Origin of the sequence: Segniliparus rotundus DSM 44985 (assembly GCF_000092825.1) — a bacterium.
GTDB classification, from domain to species: Bacteria; Actinomycetota; Actinomycetes; order Mycobacteriales; family Mycobacteriaceae; genus Segniliparus; species Segniliparus rotundus.
In genome coordinates this window covers 2,217,853-2,235,208 of the sequence record NC_014168.1, presented here as the reverse complement: position 1 = coordinate 2,235,208, position 17,356 = coordinate 2,217,853, and the positions used below count along the sequence as shown (strand labels likewise).

18 protein-coding genes are annotated in these 17,356 nt (G+C 66.8%); 8 read left to right on the top strand and 10 right to left on the bottom strand.

Translation table 11 applies throughout. The annotated features are described in order from the left end of the window. The first annotated feature begins 27 nt into the window (after positions 1 to 27). The 3 genes from SROT_RS11040 (at position 28) to SROT_RS11030 (ending at position 4,041) form a co-directional block, all read left to right on the top strand. Positions 28 to 1,176: a ferredoxin reductase gene (locus tag SROT_RS11040; RefSeq protein WP_013139106.1), complete on the top strand. Its 1,149-nt coding sequence runs from the start codon at positions 28 to 30 to the stop codon at positions 1,174 to 1,176. Positions 1,177 to 1,321: 145 nt separating this feature from the next. After that, on the top strand, positions 1,322 to 2,620 hold the full coding sequence (locus SROT_RS11035) for a fatty acid desaturase family protein (RefSeq protein WP_013139105.1): 1,299 nt from the start codon (positions 1,322 to 1,324) through the stop codon (positions 2,618 to 2,620). A 116-nt stretch (positions 2,621 to 2,736) separates the two neighbouring features. Next, complete coding sequence (locus SROT_RS11030) at positions 2,737 to 4,041, top strand: fatty acid desaturase family protein (protein ID WP_013139104.1); 1,305 nt, start codon at positions 2,737 to 2,739, stop codon at positions 4,039 to 4,041. Between the two features lie 15 nt (positions 4,042 to 4,056). Here the strand turns inward: SROT_RS11030 and cynS are convergent, their stop codons facing one another. Genes cynS through aroA form a run of 4 tightly spaced genes read right to left on the bottom strand, consistent with a single transcriptional unit; the run spans position 4,057 to position 6,981 of the window. Beyond that, positions 4,057 to 4,527: a cyanase gene (gene cynS, locus SROT_RS11025; protein WP_013139103.1), complete on the bottom strand. Its 471-nt coding sequence runs from the start codon at positions 4,525 to 4,527 to the stop codon at positions 4,057 to 4,059. A gap of 15 nt (positions 4,528 to 4,542) precedes the next feature. Continuing rightward, positions 4,543 to 4,710, bottom strand: coding sequence for a DUF1348 family protein (locus tag SROT_RS16555; RefSeq protein ID WP_222829194.1), 168 nt, complete (start codon positions 4,708 to 4,710; stop codon positions 4,543 to 4,545). 4 nt (positions 4,711 to 4,714) lie between these two features. Then, the gene (gene rsgA / locus SROT_RS11020; protein ID WP_013139102.1) at positions 4,715 to 5,710 is read right to left on the bottom strand and encodes a ribosome small subunit-dependent GTPase A; all 996 of its coding nucleotides are present in this window, start codon (positions 5,708 to 5,710) and stop codon (positions 4,715 to 4,717) included. After that, a complete protein-coding gene (gene aroA, locus SROT_RS11015; RefSeq protein WP_013139101.1) occupies positions 5,707 to 6,981 on the bottom strand; it encodes a 3-phosphoshikimate 1-carboxyvinyltransferase in 1,275 nt (424 codons plus the stop codon). Before aroA ends, rsgA begins: the two co-directional genes overlap by 4 nt. A 235-nt stretch (positions 6,982 to 7,216) precedes the next feature. Between aroA and SROT_RS11010 the strand changes: the two genes are divergently transcribed. Both SROT_RS11010 and rsrA read left to right on the top strand, forming a co-directional pair. After that, positions 7,217 to 7,888 carry a sigma-70 family RNA polymerase sigma factor gene (locus SROT_RS11010; RefSeq protein ID WP_041407228.1) on the top strand — a complete coding sequence of 224 codons (672 nt, stop codon included), beginning with the start codon at positions 7,217 to 7,219 and terminating at the stop codon, positions 7,886 to 7,888. Continuing rightward, positions 7,885 to 8,307 carry a mycothiol system anti-sigma-R factor gene (rsrA, locus tag SROT_RS15725; RefSeq protein WP_013139099.1) on the top strand — a complete coding sequence of 141 codons (423 nt, stop codon included), beginning with the start codon at positions 7,885 to 7,887 and terminating at the stop codon, positions 8,305 to 8,307. The genes SROT_RS11010 and rsrA overlap by 4 nt, the downstream gene beginning before the upstream one ends. Before the next feature lie 12 nt (positions 8,308 to 8,319). Here the strand turns inward: rsrA and SROT_RS17445 are convergent, their stop codons facing one another. Continuing rightward, positions 8,320 to 8,394 carry a 50S ribosomal protein bL37 gene (locus SROT_RS17445; protein WP_148223600.1) on the bottom strand — a complete coding sequence of 25 codons (75 nt, stop codon included), beginning with the start codon at positions 8,392 to 8,394 and terminating at the stop codon, positions 8,320 to 8,322. 47 nt (positions 8,395 to 8,441) lie between these two features. On the opposite strand from SROT_RS17445, the gene SROT_RS11000 reads away from it, so the two are divergent. Continuing rightward, entirely contained in the window at positions 8,442 to 9,980 is a 1,539-nt protein-coding gene (locus SROT_RS11000) for a sensor histidine kinase (protein ID WP_013139098.1), read from the top strand. Between the two features lie 11 nt (positions 9,981 to 9,991). On the opposite strand, the gene SROT_RS10995 is transcribed toward SROT_RS11000, so the two are convergent. Next, on the bottom strand, positions 9,992 to 10,915 hold the full coding sequence (locus SROT_RS10995) for a DMT family transporter (protein ID WP_013139097.1): 924 nt from the start codon (positions 10,913 to 10,915) through the stop codon (positions 9,992 to 9,994). 246 nt (positions 10,916 to 11,161) lie between these two features. On the opposite strand from SROT_RS10995, the gene SROT_RS10990 reads away from it, so the two are divergent. Further along, on the top strand, positions 11,162 to 12,193 hold the full coding sequence (locus SROT_RS10990; RefSeq protein ID WP_049773351.1) for a potassium channel family protein: 1,032 nt from the start codon (positions 11,162 to 11,164) through the stop codon (positions 12,191 to 12,193). 4 nt (positions 12,194 to 12,197) lie between these two features. Next, positions 12,198 to 13,175 (top strand): NAD(+) diphosphatase, encoded by a 978-nt coding sequence (gene nudC, locus SROT_RS10985; RefSeq protein WP_013139095.1) that lies wholly within the window; start codon positions 12,198 to 12,200, stop codon positions 13,173 to 13,175. On the opposite strand, the gene SROT_RS10980 is transcribed toward nudC, so the two are convergent. The 4 genes from SROT_RS10980 to SROT_RS10965 are packed head-to-tail and all read right to left on the bottom strand — an operon-like array spanning position 13,156 to position 17,343. Continuing rightward, positions 13,156 to 13,779, bottom strand: a complete 624-nt coding sequence (locus tag SROT_RS10980) for a hypothetical protein (RefSeq protein WP_013139094.1) — start codon at positions 13,777 to 13,779, stop codon at positions 13,156 to 13,158. The two genes, nudC and SROT_RS10980, sit on opposite strands and share 20 nt — an antisense overlap. 8 nt (positions 13,780 to 13,787) lie before the next feature. Beyond that, positions 13,788 to 14,471 carry a hypothetical protein gene (locus SROT_RS10975; RefSeq protein ID WP_013139093.1) on the bottom strand — a complete coding sequence of 228 codons (684 nt, stop codon included), beginning with the start codon at positions 14,469 to 14,471 and terminating at the stop codon, positions 13,788 to 13,790. A gap of 2 nt (positions 14,472 to 14,473) precedes the next feature. Further along, positions 14,474 to 15,064: an HdeD family acid-resistance protein gene (locus tag SROT_RS10970; RefSeq protein ID WP_013139092.1), complete on the bottom strand. Its 591-nt coding sequence runs from the start codon at positions 15,062 to 15,064 to the stop codon at positions 14,474 to 14,476. Between the two features lie 20 nt (positions 15,065 to 15,084). Further along, positions 15,085 to 17,343 carry a carbon starvation CstA family protein gene (locus SROT_RS10965; RefSeq protein ID WP_013139091.1) on the bottom strand — a complete coding sequence of 753 codons (2,259 nt, stop codon included), beginning with the start codon at positions 17,341 to 17,343 and terminating at the stop codon, positions 15,085 to 15,087. Between the last annotated feature and the right edge of the window lie 13 nt (positions 17,344 to 17,356).

Below are 17,356 nucleotides of genomic sequence, written 5' to 3'. Positions count from 1 at the left end.
CCTGCAGCGCTGGCTAGACTTCCAGATATGGGCATACGAGCGTGGCTTGAAAAACCTGCACAGCACATTCCGGCGCGGAACTGGGGCGTCAATATGGTCCGAGGCGCTGTGGCCCGCCTGTCCCACCCGTTGCTGCCGGATGACTACGCGCAGCTTTTCAACCCGCTGTGGTCCGCGCGCGAGCTGCGCGGCCAGATCATCGATGTGCGCCCGGAGACGGCCGATTCGACCACCCTGGTGATCCGTCCCGGCTGGGGATTCGATCCGAGGTTCGCGCCTGGCCAACACGTCGGCGTCGGTGTCCGGATCGAAGGAAGGTGGGTTTGGCGCTCCTACTCCTTGACCAGCGTCCCGGCGTACTCCGTCAAGAGCCGAGCCATGCACGCGCCGCTCTCGGTGACTGTGCGCGCGGTGCCGGAGGGCAGGCTCTCCTCGCATTTGACTTCGGGGGTTCGTCCGGGGACGGTGATCCGACTGCAAGCTCCTGCCGGGGATTTCCACCTCCCCGAGCCGCCGCCGCCCAAGATCCTCTTCATCACCGCGGGCAGCGGCATCACGCCGGTCATGTCCATGCTGCGGCACCTCGCCCGCCGAGATATGCCGGTCCAGGTGGCGCATGTGCATTCCGAGCGGACCGAACAGGGCGTCATCTTCGGCCAAGAGCTGCGTGAGTTCGGCCAAAAGTTCCTGAGCCTCGCCTTCCATCTCCAGATCACCTCCGCGCAGGGCCGCCTGGACGAGCAGCGTCTGAGCGAACTCGTCCCGGACTGGCGCGAGCGCCAGACGTGGGCCTGCGGGCCCGCGGAGCTCTTGGAGGCCCTCGCGGCGTGGTGGACCGCGGCCGGGGTGCCCGAGCGCCTGAAGACGGAGCAGTTCGCCTTGCGCCGCACCGGTCCGTCCGAGGGGGCTGGCTCCGGGGCGTTGGGCGGCGTGGTCCGGTTTGCGCGCTCGGACAAGGAGGTGGTTTCGGACGGGGCGACGACGATTCTCGAAGCTGGCGAGAGCGCGGGGCTGGTGCTTCCGTTCGGCTGCCGGATGGGCATTTGCCACACCTGCTCCAGTCAGCTCTCGCAAGGGACTGTTTGTGATCTGCGTAACGGAAATCTTCACGAGGAGGGCGAACGCATACAAACCTGTTGCACCGCCCCTGTCGGTAACTGCGTTATCGACCTATAATTTCCCGTGGGCGCAGTCACAATCATTGGGCGGCGATTGGGTGAGAGCAGCCCGGCTGAAAGAGCTCGGCGAAAAGCTGCCTCGCCTGAGTTCAGGCGCGCGGCCCGTTCTGAACTCGCGACAAAACGAAGGCCGCGGAGGCAGTATGGCGATCAGCGACATCAAAGAATTCGCGCATCTCACCGAGACGGATGTCGAGGCCATTGGCGAGGAGTTCGACGCCATCAGGCGCGACATCGAGAGTTCGCTCGGCGCGCGGGACTCGCGCTACATCTACAACACGATCCGTTTCCAACGTTCGATGGAGCTTGCCGGCAGGATCGTGTTGTTCGGCAGCCGCACGCCCGTGTTGTGGTGGCTCGGGGCCGTCGCACTGGGCGTCGCGAAGATCGTCGAGAACATGGAGATCGGCCACAACGTCATGCACGGGCAGTGGGACTGGATGAACGACCCCGAGGTCCACTCCTCGCAGTGGGAATGGGACAACACCTCGCCAGCCGCCCATTGGAAGCACCAGCACAACTATTTGCACCACAAGTACACGAACATCGTCGGCCTTGACGAGGACGTCGGCTACGGCGTGGTCCGGGTGACCAGGGACGAGCCGTGGAAGCCGAGCCACCTCGGCAACCTGCTGTGGAACACCCTTCTGGCTTCGCTCTTCGAGTTCGGCGTCGCGTTGCAGCACATCAGCCCGAGCGCCGCCGCGAACATGGAGGCCAAGCCGCCCAGCTGGTACGCCTCTGCGGAGGGCAAGCGGAAAGTCGGCGAGGTCGCCAAGAAGATCGCCAAACAAATCGGCAAGGACTACCTGCTGTTCCCCGCGCTCACCGGCCCGGCGTTCAAATCGACCCTGCGGGCCAACTTCGTGGCCAATCTGATCCGCAATTTCTGGTCGAACGCGGTGATTTTCTGCGGGCACTTCCCAGACGGGGCGGAGAAGTTCACCGCCGCCGAGATCGAGCGCGAGACCCAAGGCCAGTGGTATCTGCGCCAGATGCTCGGCTCGGCCAACTTCACCGCCGGCCCGCTCATGCGCTTCATGTCGGGCAACCTGTGCCACCAGATCGAGCACCACCTGTACCCGGACATACCGAGCAACCGGCTCTATGAAATCTCCAAACGAGTGCGGGAGATCTGCGCCAAATATGACCTGCCGTACACGACCGGCTCGTTCCCCAGGCAGTACTTCTTGACGTGGCGCACGATCGCCAAGCTCTCGCTGCCGGACCGCTTTTTGAGCGCCACGAGCGACAACGCGCCGGAGACCTCCTCCGAGTTGCGCTTCCGAGGGCTCGACGAACCGGCGAGATCGGCCTCCGGCGGGCGGCTCGGCCTGAACACCGCGTACGGCATGACGCGGCCCGCGTGGCAGAAACGGCTCATCCGCACGGTCCGGCGTCTTCCTGGGCTCGCGCCCGCGCACCCGGTGTTGGCCAGTTGATCACCGCCTGTTCGTGAAAGATTTTCGGTTCCTGGCAGAGACATTTCTATACTGTGGAGCCGTGCCGGTTTCGAACCGGCCTGCTCCCGTAACGGCCATCGCGTGGAAAGGCATTTATGGCGATCAGTGACATCAAAGAGTTCGCCCATCTCACCGAGACGGACATCGAGGCCATCGGCGAAGAGCTCGACGCCATCCGCCGCGATATCGAGTCGGCGCGGGGCGAACGCGACGCCCGTTACATCCGCAACACGATCCGCTTCCAGCGTTCCCTCGAACTCGTCGGCCGGCTGGCTTTGGTCGGCAGCCGGCGCAAGGGGCTCTGGTGGCTCGGGGCCGTCTCGCTCGGGCTCGCGAAGATCGTCGAGAACATGGAGATCGGCCACAACGTCATGCACGGGCAGTGGGACTGGATGAACGACCCCGAGATCCACTCCTCCACCTGGGAGTGGGACATGGTGGGCGTCTCCTCGCACTGGCAGCACACGCACAACCATTTGCACCACAAGTACACGAACATCCTCGGTCTCGACGACGACATCGGCTACGGCACGATCCGGGTGACCAGGGACGAGCCGTGGAATCCGGCCCACCTTGCCAACTTGTTCTGGAACACCCTTCTGACCTTGTTCTTCGAGTGGGGCGTGGGGATGCAGAGCATCGTGCTGCGCGACAAGACGATCCAGAAGATCGAAGACCCCGCCGAGCGGGCGCTGGCCAAAAAGCGCCGCCGCGAGTCGGGCGAGAAAATCCGCCGCCAGATCACGAAAGACTATGTGCTGTTCCCGGCGTTGACGGGCAAGGCCTTCCGCACCACGCTCACCGCGAACGCGTTGGCGAATGTGATCCGCAATATTTGGGCGAACGCGGTGATTTTCTGCGGGCACTTCCCGGACGGGGCGGAGAAGTTCACCCAAGCCGACGTGGAGAACGAGACTCGGGGCCAGTGGTATCTGCGTCAGATGCTCGGCTCGGCGAATTTCAACGCGGGCCGGGTGCTCGGTTTCCTCTCCGGCCATCTCTCCCACCAGATCGAGCACCACATCTTCCCCGATCTGCCGAGCAACCACTACCACGAGATCGCTGTGAAGGTCCGCGCGCTCTGCGAGAAGTACGACCTGCCGTACACAACGGGCGCGTTCGCCCGGCAGTATTTCTTGACGTGGCGCACGATCGCCAAGCTCTCGCTGCCGGACCGTTTTTTGAGCGCCACGAGCGACAACGCCCCGGAAACCTCCTCGGAATTGCGCTTCCGCGTCGCGGGGGAGCCCGCGAAGCCGAAGATCGATCCCGCGACCGGCGTTCGGCAAGGCCTGAAATCGGCGTACGAGTCGACGAAGCGCAAGGCTCGCCGCGCAGCCGCGCGGGCGCGGGATTGGGAATCTGCGGCGGCGCGCACTTTCGAACAACACTTCGGCTGACGGCGCAAGCGCCCTCTAGAACGGTTTCGTCGGCAGGTATTTGCCGTCGAGCGTGATAACGGCTCGGTGCCCGCCTTCCGGGTCCGGCACTTTCTGCACGTCCAACCGGAAGTTGATCGCGCTGATGATGCCGTCGCCGAACTGCTCATGGATCAATGCCTTCAGCGTCGTGCCGTAGACCTGCACCATTTCGTAGAACCGATAGATGGTCGGGTCGGTCGGCACGCCGCCGGGAATGGACCCCCGCAGCGGGATGGTCTGGAGCAGCAGGGTTTCTTCTGCGTCGAGGTCGAGGAGCGCAGCGACCTTCTCCGCGGACTCTTTCGGGAGCGCGTGCTGGCCGAGGACGGCCGCGGTGACGAAAGCGGTGGAGAAACCGGCGGCTTCGGCGATCTCGTGCCAGGTGAGGTCTTTCTGGATTTTTGCCTCGACTGCGGCGAGGGCGAGCTCTTCGCGCGCTGTGGGGTCGAATTGGGCGTGGGGCATGGCGGTTTCTCCTTATCAGGGGCCCAGCTCGCCCAGTCCTGGGCGATGGTCGGGGCGGCGTCCGAGCGGCCAGCGCACAAGCCGCTCGGACGCGCGCAGGGGCAGGTCGTTGATGCTGGCGTGCCGGTGCGTCATGAGGCCGTTCTGATCGAACGGGGGGAGCGGCGGGCGTTGGTCGGCCATGGCTTTATGCTCCCACGCTGCGCATCAGCTCTCGGACGGCGGCGACCCTCGCTTGGTCGGCCAGCTCGTCGAGCTGGCATTCTGGATCGGCGGGCGGCCCGAGGTGCCCGCACCCCCTCGGGCAGTCCTCAGCCGCCTCCGACAGGTCGCAGAACGCGCCCAAAACTTGCTCGGGCGAGACGTGGCCCAGACCGAAGGAGCGCACGCCGGGGGTGTCCACGATCCAACCGCCGCGCGGCAAGGGGAAGGCGCGCGCGTCGGTGGAGGTGTGCTTGCCCTTGCCGATCCGGGTCAGCTCGCCGACCACGCGGTTCGCGCTCGGGGCGAGCCGGTTCACGAGCGTGGATTTGCCGACTCCGGAATGCCCGAGCAGCACGGTCAACTGGTCCTCGAACAGTCCTTCCAGATCGGCGAGGTCGTCTTCTGTGCCGCAGCGTTGGATGTCGAGCTCAAGGCCCGAGAACCCGGCTTCGAACTCGGCCGGGTCGGCGAGGTCGGTCTTGGTGATCGCGAGCCTGGGGACGATGCCTTCCGCGTAGGCCGCGACGAGAGCCCGGCGCACGAGCCCCATCCGCGGCGGCGGGTCCGCCGCCGCGACGACGATGAGCAGTTGGCTCGCGTTGGCGACAACGGCTCGCTCCACCGCGCCGCCGGGGGACCCGGCGTCGTCCTCAGCTGTGCGGCGCAGGGCGGACGAGCGCTTGTCCACCCGGACGATCCGCGCCAGTGTGTCCGCCGCCCCGGACACGTCCCCGTCGAGATGCACGCGGTCGCCGACCACCACGCCGCGTCGGCCCAGTTCCCTGGCGCGCACGGTGGGGACCAGGATGTCGGAATCCTCCAACGCGCACAGCTGGCGGCCTCGGGCGATCCCGACCACCATCGCCGGTTTCGCCTCGGTGTGCTCCGGCCTGCGTTTGGTGCGGGCACGGTTCGGGGCCCCCGGTCGAAGACGCACGTCAGACTCGTCGTAACGGCTGAGGTCTTGTCCTCGTTTCATGCACCGTCCGATGCGGTCGCGCACATCTGGGCCCAGAGGTCGGCGAATCCGGGCAGCGTCTTGCTCGTGCAGTCCACATCGTCCACCCGCACGCCGGGGATTTTCAGTCCGATGATCGCGCCCGCAGTGGCCATGCGGTGGTCGGCGAAGGCTTTCCACGGCCCGCCCCGGAGCGCTTTTGGGGTGATCGACAGTCCGTCGTCGAGTTCGACGCAGTGCCCGCCCAGCGCGTTGATCTGTGAGGACAGCGCTGCGAGCCGGTCGGTCTCATGGCCGCGCAAGTGCGTGATCCCCCGCAACGAAGAGGGGGAGGAGGCGAGCGCGGCGAGCGCGGCCACAGTCGGGGTGAGTTCGCCGATCTCGCCAAGGTCGATGTCGATCCCGGTGAGCTCGCCGCTGCCGTTCACGGTGAGCCACCCGTCTTCCCACCGCACGGTCGCGCCCATGCTGGCGAGGATGTGCCGGATCTGGTCGCCCGCTTGCGTGGTGGACTGAGGCCAGCTCGGGACTCGGACCTGGCCACCGGCCACTGCTGCCGCGGCGAGGAACGGGCCCGCGTTGGAGAGATCGGGTTCCACATGCCATTCCCGTCCGCTGAAGGACGCGGGCGGGATCCGCCACATATGCCGTTCGGGTTGTTCCACGCGCACTCCGGACGCCGCAAGCATCTCGACGGTCATGTCGATGTGCGGCGCGGAGGGCAGCGGGCCGCCGACGTGTCGGACGGCGAGCCCCTCGTCGTACCGGGCTCCGGAGAGCAAGAGGCCCGAGACGAATTGCGAAGAAGCCGAGGCGTCGATGGCTACTTCGCCGCCCCGGACTGCGCCCGCGCCCCGGACGGTGAACGGCAGCCCGTCGCCGTCCACAGTCACACCAAGGTCGCGCAAGGCGTTCAGGATTGTGCCGAGCGGACGCGCGCGGGCCTGCTCGTCCCCGTCGAAGCGGACCGGGCCCTCGGCCAGCGCCGCCACTGGCGGCAGGAACCGCATGACCGTGCCGGCCAGGCCGACGTCGACGGACCCTCCGCGCAGGGGGGCAGGGGCGACGTCCACCGTCGTCCCGTCGTCCCCGATCTCGACGCCGGCGCCCAGCTGTCGCAGCGCGTCGAGCATGAGGTCGGTGTCACGGCTGCGCAACGCGCCGAAGATCCGGGACGGGGTCCGGGCGAGCGCGGCGAGCACCAGCGCCCGGTTGGTGATCGATTTGGAGCCAGGCACGACCACCACCGCGTCGAGCGGACCGCGGACCGCGGGGGCGTCCCAAAAACTCACCCCGCCATTGTCGCAGTGGTCCCCGTGTGTTCGGCCAGCGGGGCGCTGTGTCCGTCCGCGGCGCCGCCCTGGCGCGCCGGGAACAAACTCCGACCCTGCAGTGTTCTCCAGATGGACAGAGAGGAGCGCCGTCGATATGTCAGTGCTATGCCCCGAACGCAGGACGGACGCTGCTGCGCTACTGTTGAAAGATGCGCCGTCCTCCATGTTTTCGAAGCCCCCGCGTGGAGCCCGGATGCCTGTGAAGGATTCGGCAGAGGAGCCCCTGTCGCGTTCCAGCCAGTCCCAAGCCGAGCTCAGCCGCCGTTTCGAGCAGGAGGCAATGCCGCTGCTCGACAAACTGTACTGGGCCGCGATGCGGATGACGCACAACCCGCAGGACGCTGAGGATCTGGTGCAAGAGACGTACATCAAGGCTTTCGGCGCGTTCCACACCTTCGCCGAGGGGACGAACCTCTCCGCGTGGCTGCACCGCATCCTCACGAACACCTACATCAACTCCTATCGCAAGCGCCAACGCCAGCCTTCCCAATACCCGACGGATGAGATCACCGACTGGCAGCTCGCGGACGTGGCGAGCCACGACTCGGTCGGACTGCGCTCGGCGGAGGTCGAGGCGCTGGACGGTCTGCCCGACACGGAGATCATGAAGGCGTTGCAGTCGTTGCCGGAGGATTTCCGAATGGTCGTGTACTACGCGGATGTCGAGGGTTTCCCGTATCGGGAGATAGCCGACATCCTGGAAATCCCAATCGGAACGGTCATGTCCCGGTTGCATCGAGGCAGGAAGCAGCTGCGCAGCCAGCTCGAAGGCCTCGCCGCCGAATACGGCATCGGCCCCGAAGCTCGCCGCAACGGGCGTGGCCACAGCGCAGTCGAGAATGAAAACGAAGAGGTGGCAAGTTGAGCACGGACGCAGAGCCGGTTTCGGCGCCTGGCCCGGAGCCCAGCGCGCTGCAGCGCGCGCAGCTCGAAGAGATGCAGCGGGCTTTCGAGCCGATCGACCCGAAGCTCGCGGAGACTTTGACGAGTTTCGATTGCCGCGGAGCGATTCCGAAATGCCGTGAGGAGGTCGAAGCGCTCTGGCTCGTCGCGGACGGCGGCTGCGACGTCAAACTCCGCGAGCGGCTGGAAGCCCATTTCGAAAACTGCCCGTCCTGTCACACGCAGTACGAGCTCGAGGTCCGAATCAAGGAACTGCTCTCGAAGAAATGCAAATCAGAGCCGTGCGCGCCAGAGGGCCTCAAAGAAAAGCTGCGAGGCGAGATTCGGAACATGCTCAATCTCTCGCACCCTCGCGTGGATTCGGAGAACCGAGACGAATGACCGGGCGAGCGGTCAGCTGTTCGGGCGTTTCCCGTGATTGGCTTTGCTCTTGCGCCGGTCGCGCTTCTTACGTCCTCGTTTTGCCATACTCATAGGATGACATATCCGAAGCCGACGTCACGAAGGGGGGGCTTGTGGCGACGCTGAGAAGGCTCCTCGCTGATCGCACCACCCTTGCCGGAGCGCAAGCCGAGCATCTGCAACGCCTTGTCGTGGAGTGGCAGTTGATCGCCGACCTCGCGTTCGCCGACTTTCTCCTGTGGGTGCGCCAAGACGCGGACACAGCCCCCGAGGGGCAGGACTCGGACGGGGATGATCCGAGGGAGCGGTTCGTGTGCGTCGCGCAGTGCAGGCCGACCACGGCCACCACGCTGCTGCCGGGCGACATGGTGGGCACCGAGGTGGGCGAACCGCTCGCCAGCCAGTTGCGCCGAGGGTTCGTCGAGGGCGAGATCATCGAACCGGAAGACCCGATGTGGCTGGAGTACGTGCCCACCCGCAGGGAGGTGATCCCGGTGCGCGAGGGCGGCGAGGTGATCGCGGTTGTTTCGCGCTACGTCAACATGCTCCAGCCCCGCTCGGCCGGCAACTTGGAGATGGCGTACACAAGCGCGGCGGACGCGCTGTGCCAAATGGTCTGCGACGGATTTTTCCCAGACCGTTCGGACAAAGGCCCTGGCCCCAGGGCTGGTGACGGGTTTCTCCGGCTCGCTGAGACCGGGGCCATCACCTACTCCAGCCCCAACGCCTCTTCTGCCTTGCGCAGGTTGGGCTGGGAAGGCACGTTCATGGGCTCTGAGCTGGTCGAGATTGTCCGCGCGTCCGTCTCGGGCTCGCTCATCGCCGAGGAAACCGCAGCCGCGCTCACGGCGACGTTGGAGGGCGAAGTCGCCGACGCGCGGGTCGAAGTGGAGTCCAACGGGGCCGTCACATCGTGGCGTGTGATCGGGCTGCGGCAATCGGACGAGATGGCTGGCGCGGTGGTTTTGCTCCGCGACGTGACCGAGCTGCGCCACCGTGAACGTGCTTTGATCAGCAAGGACGCGACAATCCGCGAGATCCACCACCGCGTGAAGAACAATTTGCAGTCGGTCTCCGCCCTGCTGCGCATGCAAGCAAGGCGGACGGAGAATCTGGAGGCCCGCCAGGCGCTGGAAGACTCGGTCCGTCGGATCGGTTCGATCGCGTTGGTGCACGACGCGTTGTCCATCTCCTCAAACGAGCATGTCTCGGTGGACGATATCGTCGACAAGCTCATTGTGATGCTGTCCGACCTCAGCGCTCCGGGGACGAGCGTCGTCGTGCGCCGCCAGGGCAGATTCGGGTCTTTGGAGGCGGAGCGGGCGATGTCGCTGACCACGGTCCTCACCGAACTGGCCCAGAACGCCCTTGAGCACGCCTTCAAACCTGGCGATTCGGGCGAGGTGGTGATCGGCGCGGAGCGCAAAGGCCAGTGGCTCAGCGTCCAGGTGGCCGATAGCGGCGTGGGCTTCCCCGAAGGATTCGACCCGAAAGCGACGAAGCGGCTCGGTTTGCGCATCGTCGCCACCCTCGCGGAGTCCGAGTTGCAAGCCTCCTTGGAATTGGGCCGCAGCGAACTCGGCGGGTCCTCTGCGAAGTTCGATGTTCCGTTGCGCCCGGTGGTGGACCGGCGTTGGGCGGCGGGACGGTAACGCCCGGCCCGTTACGCGGCGGCGCGACCACGCCGCCCGGCCAACACGGCCAGCGCGGCCCCGAATCCGCCGATCACGAGTCCGACGACGGCCTGCTTGCTCATCGTTTGTCCGGCGACGACCCAGCTGAGCAGTGAGGTGACTGCGGGGACGGCGAGGAACAGAGTCGAGACCGAACTCGCGGGCAGCGTGCGCAACATGTGGTTGAGCAGCAAAAACACGCCCACCGAGTTCACGATCACTATCCAGAGGACCGCGGCCCCGAACCGGGCGGGATCGCTCACCTGCGGGTGCTCGAAGAGCAAGGTGGCGGCGAGCCCCAACGGGGCAGAGGCGGCGAGCTGGACCGCGGTCCCCGAAAACACGTCCACGCCGGAGACGAAACGTTTCTGCCAATAGGTTCCGACCGTGATGCCCACAAGGCCGAGGAACGCGGAGGCGACGGCGACCGGGGAGAGGGCGAGACGGTCCTCGATCGCGACGACGACGCCGAAAACCCCGATCACAAAGCCCGCCCAGCCCGCGCTCGTCAGCCGGTCGCCGAGGGTGAGGGCCGCGAGGACGATCACGATCATGGAAGACAGGCCTTGGATGAGCGCCGAGACGCCGCCGCCGAGGCCGTGCGCCATCCCGTAGTAAAAACCACAGAACTGCACGGCGTGCATGAACACGCCCGCGACCACGGTGTGCAGGAGCGTTCTGCCGGTCGGCCACTTCGATCGCATCACCAGCGCGAGCGCGCCGACGATCAGCGCCGCAAAGGTGAACCGCAGGCAGCACAACAAGAGCGGCGTCCCGGCCTTCGTGCCGATCACACCCGCCACGAACGCGCTCGACCACGAGACCACGAGCAGCGGGCCCTGCGCAGCTTCTGCGAACACGAGACGGCGCGGCTTTGTCTGCGGGCGCGCGGCGATTTCCTGCTGTGCGGGCATGCGCCCAAGCGTAACCATTCACGGGGTTTGCGACGAGGCGAAACGGAGGCGCGGAGACTGGCTTCACATGTGTCTGCGGCAACACGGCCTTGGATTCCGACGGCTGCTCTGCTGCCGAGGCGGCCGCCGCCAGTGCGAGATGGCTGGCTGCGGGAACCGGGACAAGGCGCGGGCGCGCCGGGAAAAGCGCGCGAGAAAAGCCGCGCCGCGCGCCGCGCGGACGAGCGCGTTGTAGGCTTACCCTCCGTGACGGCAGGACAAGTGGCGGCTCCTTTCTCGCCAAGACTGTTGGTTCCGGACCGTCAGGTCAGCCCGCTCCGGGCCATCACGGGCCGACTGCTCGTCGCGGTGCTCCTGCTCGTGGTAGCCGCCTTTGTCGTCTACGCGGACCGTGCGGGCTACCGGGACATTGTGGATCGCCGGCTCACGCTCTTGGACTGTTTTTACTACGTCACCGTTTCGCTCACGACCACCGGATACGGCGACATCACTCCGGTGACCGAAGGCGCGAGACTGGTGAACATCCTGGTCATCACGCCTATGCGAGTGCTGTTCCTCATCATCTTGGTCGGCACCACCTTGCAGGTGCTCGCCGAGCGGAGCCGCCAGGCGATCCGAGTCCAACGTTGGAGGCACAAAGTGCGCGATCACAACATTGTCGTGGGATACGGCACCAAGGGGCGCTCGGCAGTCGCCGCGATGCTCGCAGACGGGGTGGAGCCGAACCGGATCGTCGTCGTGGACGTCGATCCGGCGTTGCTTTCCGCCGCGTCCGAGCTGGGCCTGGTCACCCTCAAAGGCAATGCCGCCCGCTCTGATGTGCTCAGGTCGGCGGGAGCGGAACGCTCTTCGTCCATCGTGGTCGCGGTCAACCGAGACGACACCGCTGTGCTCGTCACGCTCACCGCGCGCGAGCTCACTTCGTCGGCGCAAGTGGTGGTCGCGGTGCGCGAGACGGAGAATGTGCACCTTTTGCGCCGCTCCGGCGCGACGTCTGTGGTGGTCTCCTCCGAAACGGCGGGACGGTTGCTCGGCATCGCCACCAGCGCCCCGTCCGTGGTCGAAGTGATCGAGGACTTGCTCACCCCCGAGGCGGGTTTCGCTGTGTCGGAGCGGGATGTGGAGCAGCCCGAGGTCGGCGCGGACCCCAAACACCTCGCCGACATCGTGCTCGGCGTGGTGCGCGGCGGCGAGCTGATCCGGGTCGGCGACGAGCGCGTGGACGCGTTGGAGCTGGGAGACCGGATCTTGTACGTCCACACGGTGAGCAAGGAGTGAGCCGATGGGTTTCTCTTTGACACAGCAGCCCCTCCTCTCCAGGGCTCCGGTCTGCCGGGACGAGCGCCTTCGCGCCGACACCGCCGCGCTCGCCGAAGGCTGGCGCACGGCGCGGGTGCTTTTGGTGACTCGGCGCGGGCAGTTCCTGGCGCAGGCGGGCAGGCTCATCTTGAGCCCGGCGCTGGAGCTCGCGCCGCAACCCCCGGTTGAAGGGGCTGTGTTCCTTGGTGAACACAGGCTGGGCGAACACAGGCTCGGCGAACGCGGCGGCTCCCATGTGTGGGCGGTCCAAGTGCCGGAGTTAGACGGCGAGCTGCTCGACCTGCGTTTCGCGGGGCACCAGCTCTCGGCCGAAGACGCGAGTTTGGCCGCCACAGCCGTCGCGATGCTTTCCTGGCAGGGCCGTTCTCGGTTCGCGCCTTGGTCGGGCGAGCCGATGGCCCTCGTCAAAGGCGGCTGGGTCCGCGTCGCCGCCGATGGCAAAGAAGAGTTCCCCCGCACCGACCCCGCAGTCATTTGTTTGGTCCACGACGGCGCGGACCAGGTGCTCCTCGCCCGACAGCCGATCTGGCCGCAGCGGTGGTTCTCCGTCCTGGCCGGGTTCTGCGAGCCGGGGGAGTCGCTGGAGCAGTGCGTCAAGCGGGAGATCGCCGAAGAGGTCGGGGTCGATGTGTCCGCTATCGGCTATCTCGGCAGCCAGCCGTGGCCGTTCCCCCGCTCGCTCATGTTGGGTTTCCACGCTCAAGGCGACCCGGCTCAGCCGGTCGTCCCCGCCGACGGCGAGATCGAAGAGGCGCGTTGGTTCCATGTGGACGAGGTGGCCGACGCGCTCCAACGCGGCCTGGACTGGGGCGCTGGCCCCCCGGTCCCATCGCCGCAGGGCGAGCCCGAAGCCGAGCTGTTCCTGCCGGGTTCGATCTCTATCGCGCGCCAGATGATCGAGTCGTGGGCGGCGAGCAGGCTCAGCCGCGCCAGTCGTTGATTTTCGCGGCTATCGCGCGGTACACGTCGGCTGCCGAGTCGTCGTCGCCCGGGTCGGTCTGCGAGACCAGGATCAGCGCGCCGCGAACAGTTCCGGCGAGTTCCAGCTCGTCGGGCACAAAGGGGCTTTGGGCCGAGACCAGATAACTGACCGCTTTGGCCGAGGGCGCGTCTGCGGGCTCGACCCGCAGCCAGTTCTTCCCGGTCGTGCCGCCGCCGCCGAGCGCCGTGAAACTTGCGCACCGCTCGGCCCACGACTGGACCGTCCGCACGTCCCGCTGTGCCCCGTCCTTCTGTGCGCGGAGCAGCTGCACAGAGAGGACCGAGCCTGAGGGCAGGACCGCTCGGCGGCTGCCCTCAGCGGGGAACAGGGTTTGGAAAGAGCAGCCGGGCGGCGTGGTCGAACGCGCTGACGGTGGAGCAGTGTGGTCAGATTCCGCGAGCGACCAACCGTCGGGCCCGTCGTCCTGGCCGGGGTAGAACTGGTCGAGGTTCGTGTCCGACGCGAGATCCCCCTGCGCCGCGGCAGCAGGCGGCACAGTGGCCAGCATCGCGGCGGCGAGGGCCAATCCGGCCGCGAAGCCTTGCGGCATTCTGGCTCGCATCAGCACTCCTACGGCGCCCACTGGTCGATCCTGTCGACCGTGGCGCGAAAGAGCGCGTCGACGAGGCGCTCGTCCGCGCCGGGATAACCCGTGGCCAAAACCTCCACGCCGCGAAGCCTGGCCGCTATCGCGGTCAGCTCCACGTCCTGCCCCGAAGTGCCTTTCTCCGTGACGCGAATCGCGACCGAGTCGTCGGCTCGGACAATGGGCATGGCGCGAGCGCTCACACTGCCAGTGATCGGGCCCGACCAGTCCGGGATCGCCTCGACCGAGTACGTCGAGCAGTTGTCGACCCAGTAGTGGAGGATTTTGGCGTACCCGCGAGCGCGGGGGTCCTCGTCCGAGCGCACGATGGTCACGAAGACGTACGACCCGGACGCCGGCTCTGCGGGCTTGCCCCCTTCGGCGATCCCGGAAGCGGAGAAGAAAACCAAGGCGTCGGGGTAGCAGTTCTTCGGAGTGGCGTGTTTGCCGAACTCCGCGAGGATTCCGTCCTTGGAGAAACCAGCGGCTTTCTCACGGCCGTCCCGCTCGCCGATTGTCCAGCCAGCGGGAAACTCTTGCCGGGCAGGCAAAAACTGGGCGAGGTCCGTGTCTGGCGGCAACGGGCTGGGATCTGCTGCGGCGTTGTGCGCGGAGGCGATGACGAGCAAAGGGGCCGCGATCCCCGCCACGGCTCCGCGCAACCGCATGCTCACTGGCTGCGCAGCACGTTGCCAACGTGGCGCAGGCGGAACGCGACGGCGATCTCGCCGACGCCGCGCAGCAGCAAGCCGAAGCCGACGAGGAGCACAACCGTGCTGACAGCGGTGAAAATATCAACCAGCAGCCATACCGCGACGATGAGCTCCAGCGCGCCGAGCACGCCGAACCAGACCCGGTGGTTTTTGTCCGAAGCGGCTCGGACGATGTTGTTGACGGCGTTGACGAGGAACCAGAAGATCAACAGATAGGCCAGCGCCAACACGCCCGACCACGGATAGAATATGGCGAGCAAACCAGCCCCGATGCTCAAGACCGCCCACACGCCGAGCCACGCGCGCCCCGGCGTGCCGGGTTTCGCGCCGATGGCGGTCGCCGCGAAGAGAACCCCTTGGAACAGTATCCCGAGGCCGAAGAGCAGACCGGCCACGATGGCGGTGACATCTTGATAGATGATCGCCAGAACGCCCGCGACCACGGTGACGATCCCGGAGACGAGCACAGCGGGCCAATACCGCAGGACACGGCCGATCTCGTGGAAGAAACCGGAGGGGGAGGGGGAGGCGTACGGGGTGGCGTTCATATTTTCGATTATACGTTGGCTCAGCAGCAGCGTTGGGCGGTCTCGGACACGCGCGGCAAAGCCGAACGCCCGGGTGCGCCGGTCGTGGCCCATTCTTGGGCCACGGCGCGTTCGGTTTTGGTCGGGAACAATCCGCGCGGGGCGAAGATCCGCGACGGGACGGCTGGCTCCTCCTCGACCAGGGCGGGGAAACCGCGCAATGTCCGCCACGCCACCCAAGCGGCGGTCAGCACGACGACGAGCACCAGCACAGCGAGGAGCACGGAAAGCGCGGCCTGCACCGCGGTGTTGCGGACGACGGCTTCGATTTGCGCGGGAGTCTTCGCCGATCCGAAGGAGTTCGCGCCACGGGCCTGCGCCGCCGCGTAACGCCGGTGCTGCGCCCAGTAGCCGATGTCCGGGTTCGCGGAGAAGATCTTTTGCCACGAGGCGGCGAGCGTGACGGTGAGATCCCACGCCAGCGGCACGAGCGTCACCCAGGCCCAGCGGGCGAGCCCGGTGCGCACGAGGATCATCGTGACCACGGTGAGGGCGACAGCGGCGAGCAGCTGGTTGGCGACGCCGAACAACGGGTAGAGCGTGTTGATCCCGCCGAGCGGGTCGGTCACCCCCATGAGCAAGAGGCTTCCCCACCCCGCCGCGACCGCGAAGGAGCACGCGAGCGACCCTGGGCGCCAGGAGGGGTCTTTGAGCTTTCCGAGGCCGCGGACGTTGCCAAGGGTGTCCGACAGCATGAACCGCGCGACGCGGGTGCCGGCGTCGACTGTGGTGAGGATGAAAAGCGCCTCAAACATGATGGCGAAGTGGTACCAGAATCCTGCGAGCGCGCTGCCCCCGAAAACATTCAGCACATGGGACATGCCCAAGGCCAGCGTCGGCGCGCCGCCTGCTCGCGAGACGACGCTGTGCTCGCCGACCGCCGAAGCCGCGTCTCCGATCGCTGCCGAGGGGAGCGGTGCTCCTGGCAAGCCGAGACTGTTGACCCAGTTCGCGGCGGCTTCTGCGGTGCCTTTGGTCACTGCGACGGGCGCGTTCATCACGAAGTACAGATGCGGGTCGAGGATCACGGCGGACAGGAGGGCCATGATCGCGACGAAGGATTCGAGCAGCATCGACCCATAGCCGATCAGCCGCGCTTGGCCCTCCTTCTCCAAAAGCTTCGGTGTTGTTCCGGAGGAGACAAGGGCGTGGAATCCCGAGAGCGCCCCGCACGCGATGGTGATGAAGAGGAACGGGAAGAGTGTGCCTGCGAAAACAGGCCCAGTGCAGCTCGTCGCGAACGCGGTGATCGCGGGCATCTGCGTGGCCGGGCGGGCGAGCAGCACCGCGACGGCCAACAGGCTGATGACGCTGACCTTCATGAACGAGGAGAGGTAATCGCGCGGCGCGAGCAGCAGCCAGACCGGCAGCGCCGAGGCGAGGAACCCGTAGACGACGATTGCCAGCGCGATCGTCGTCTTGGACAAGGCGAAGGCGTGCGAGCCCCACGGCGTGTCCGCGACCCAACCGCCGCCCGCGACCGCCACGAGCAGCAAGGCGACGCCGATCGCTGTGGCCTCGCCGACTTTGCCGGGCCGGATGTAGCGCAACCAGACTCCCATGAGCAGGGCGATCGGCAGGGTCATGGCGATGGAGAACACGCCCCACGGGCTTTCCGCGAGCGCATTGACCACGATCATGGCCAGCACGGCGGTCAAGAGCAGCATGATCGCGAGCACGGCGACCAGCGCCGCCGCCCCGCCGACCGGGCCGAGCTCCTCTCGTGCCAGCTGGCCGAGGCTTCGTCCGCGCCTGCGGGCCGAGAAGGCGAGGACGAGGTAATCCTGCACCGCCCCGGCGAACACCACCCCGATGACGATCCACAGCGTGCACGGCAGGTATCCCATCTGGGCGGCGAGCACAGGCCCCACGAGGGGGCCCGCTCCCGCGATGGCGGCGAAATGATGGCCGAAAAGGACGCGCCGATCAGTCGGGACGAAGTCTCTGCCGTCCTCGAACAGCTCGGCGGGCGTGGCGTTCTCGTCACGGGGCCGCACGACGTTGCGCTCGATGAACTTCGCGTAGCAGCGGTAGGCGACGAGGTAGCTCGCGATAGCGGCGAGCACGAACCAGACCGCGTTCACCGGCTCGGACCGCTGCGCCGCGATCACGCTCCATGCGGCGGCGCCGAGGAGCGCGACAGCGACGAGGAGGACGCGCGCGAGGAGGCTCGGCTGGCGGCGCTCGACCACGCCGACGGGAGGAAGGCCAGGGTCGCCGCGCAGGTAGGTCACCGACATGGGCAGCACCCTA

Coding starts and splice junctions, on each gene's coding strand:
- SROT_RS11040 (WP_013139106.1), top strand. CDS start 28: ATGGGCATACGAGCGTGGCTTGAAAAACCTGCACAGCACATTCCGGCG.
- SROT_RS11035 (WP_013139105.1), top strand. CDS start 1,322: ATGGCGATCAGCGACATCAAAGAATTCGCGCATCTCACCGAGACGGAT.
- SROT_RS11030 (WP_013139104.1), top strand. CDS start 2,737: ATGGCGATCAGTGACATCAAAGAGTTCGCCCATCTCACCGAGACGGAC.
- cynS (WP_013139103.1), bottom strand. CDS start 4,527: ATGCCCCACGCCCAATTCGACCCCACAGCGCGCGAAGAGCTCGCCCTC.
- SROT_RS16555 (WP_222829194.1), bottom strand. CDS start 4,710: ATGGCCGACCAACGCCCGCCGCTCCCCCCGTTCGATCAGAACGGCCTC.
- rsgA (WP_013139102.1), bottom strand. CDS start 5,710: ATGAAACGAGGACAAGACCTCAGCCGTTACGACGAGTCTGACGTGCGT.
- SROT_RS11010 (WP_041407228.1), top strand. CDS start 7,217: ATGCCTGTGAAGGATTCGGCAGAGGAGCCCCTGTCGCGTTCCAGCCAG.
- SROT_RS10995 (WP_013139097.1), bottom strand. CDS start 10,915: ATGCCCGCACAGCAGGAAATCGCCGCGCGCCCGCAGACAAAGCCGCGC.
- nudC (WP_013139095.1), top strand. CDS start 12,198: ATGGGTTTCTCTTTGACACAGCAGCCCCTCCTCTCCAGGGCTCCGGTC.
- SROT_RS10980 (WP_013139094.1), bottom strand. CDS start 13,779: ATGCGAGCCAGAATGCCGCAAGGCTTCGCGGCCGGATTGGCCCTCGCC.
- SROT_RS10975 (WP_013139093.1), bottom strand. CDS start 14,471: ATGCGGTTGCGCGGAGCCGTGGCGGGGATCGCGGCCCCTTTGCTCGTC.
- SROT_RS10970 (WP_013139092.1), bottom strand. CDS start 15,064: ATGAACGCCACCCCGTACGCCTCCCCCTCCCCCTCCGGTTTCTTCCAC.
- SROT_RS10965 (WP_013139091.1), bottom strand. CDS start 17,343: ATGTCGGTGACCTACCTGCGCGGCGACCCTGGCCTTCCTCCCGTCGGC.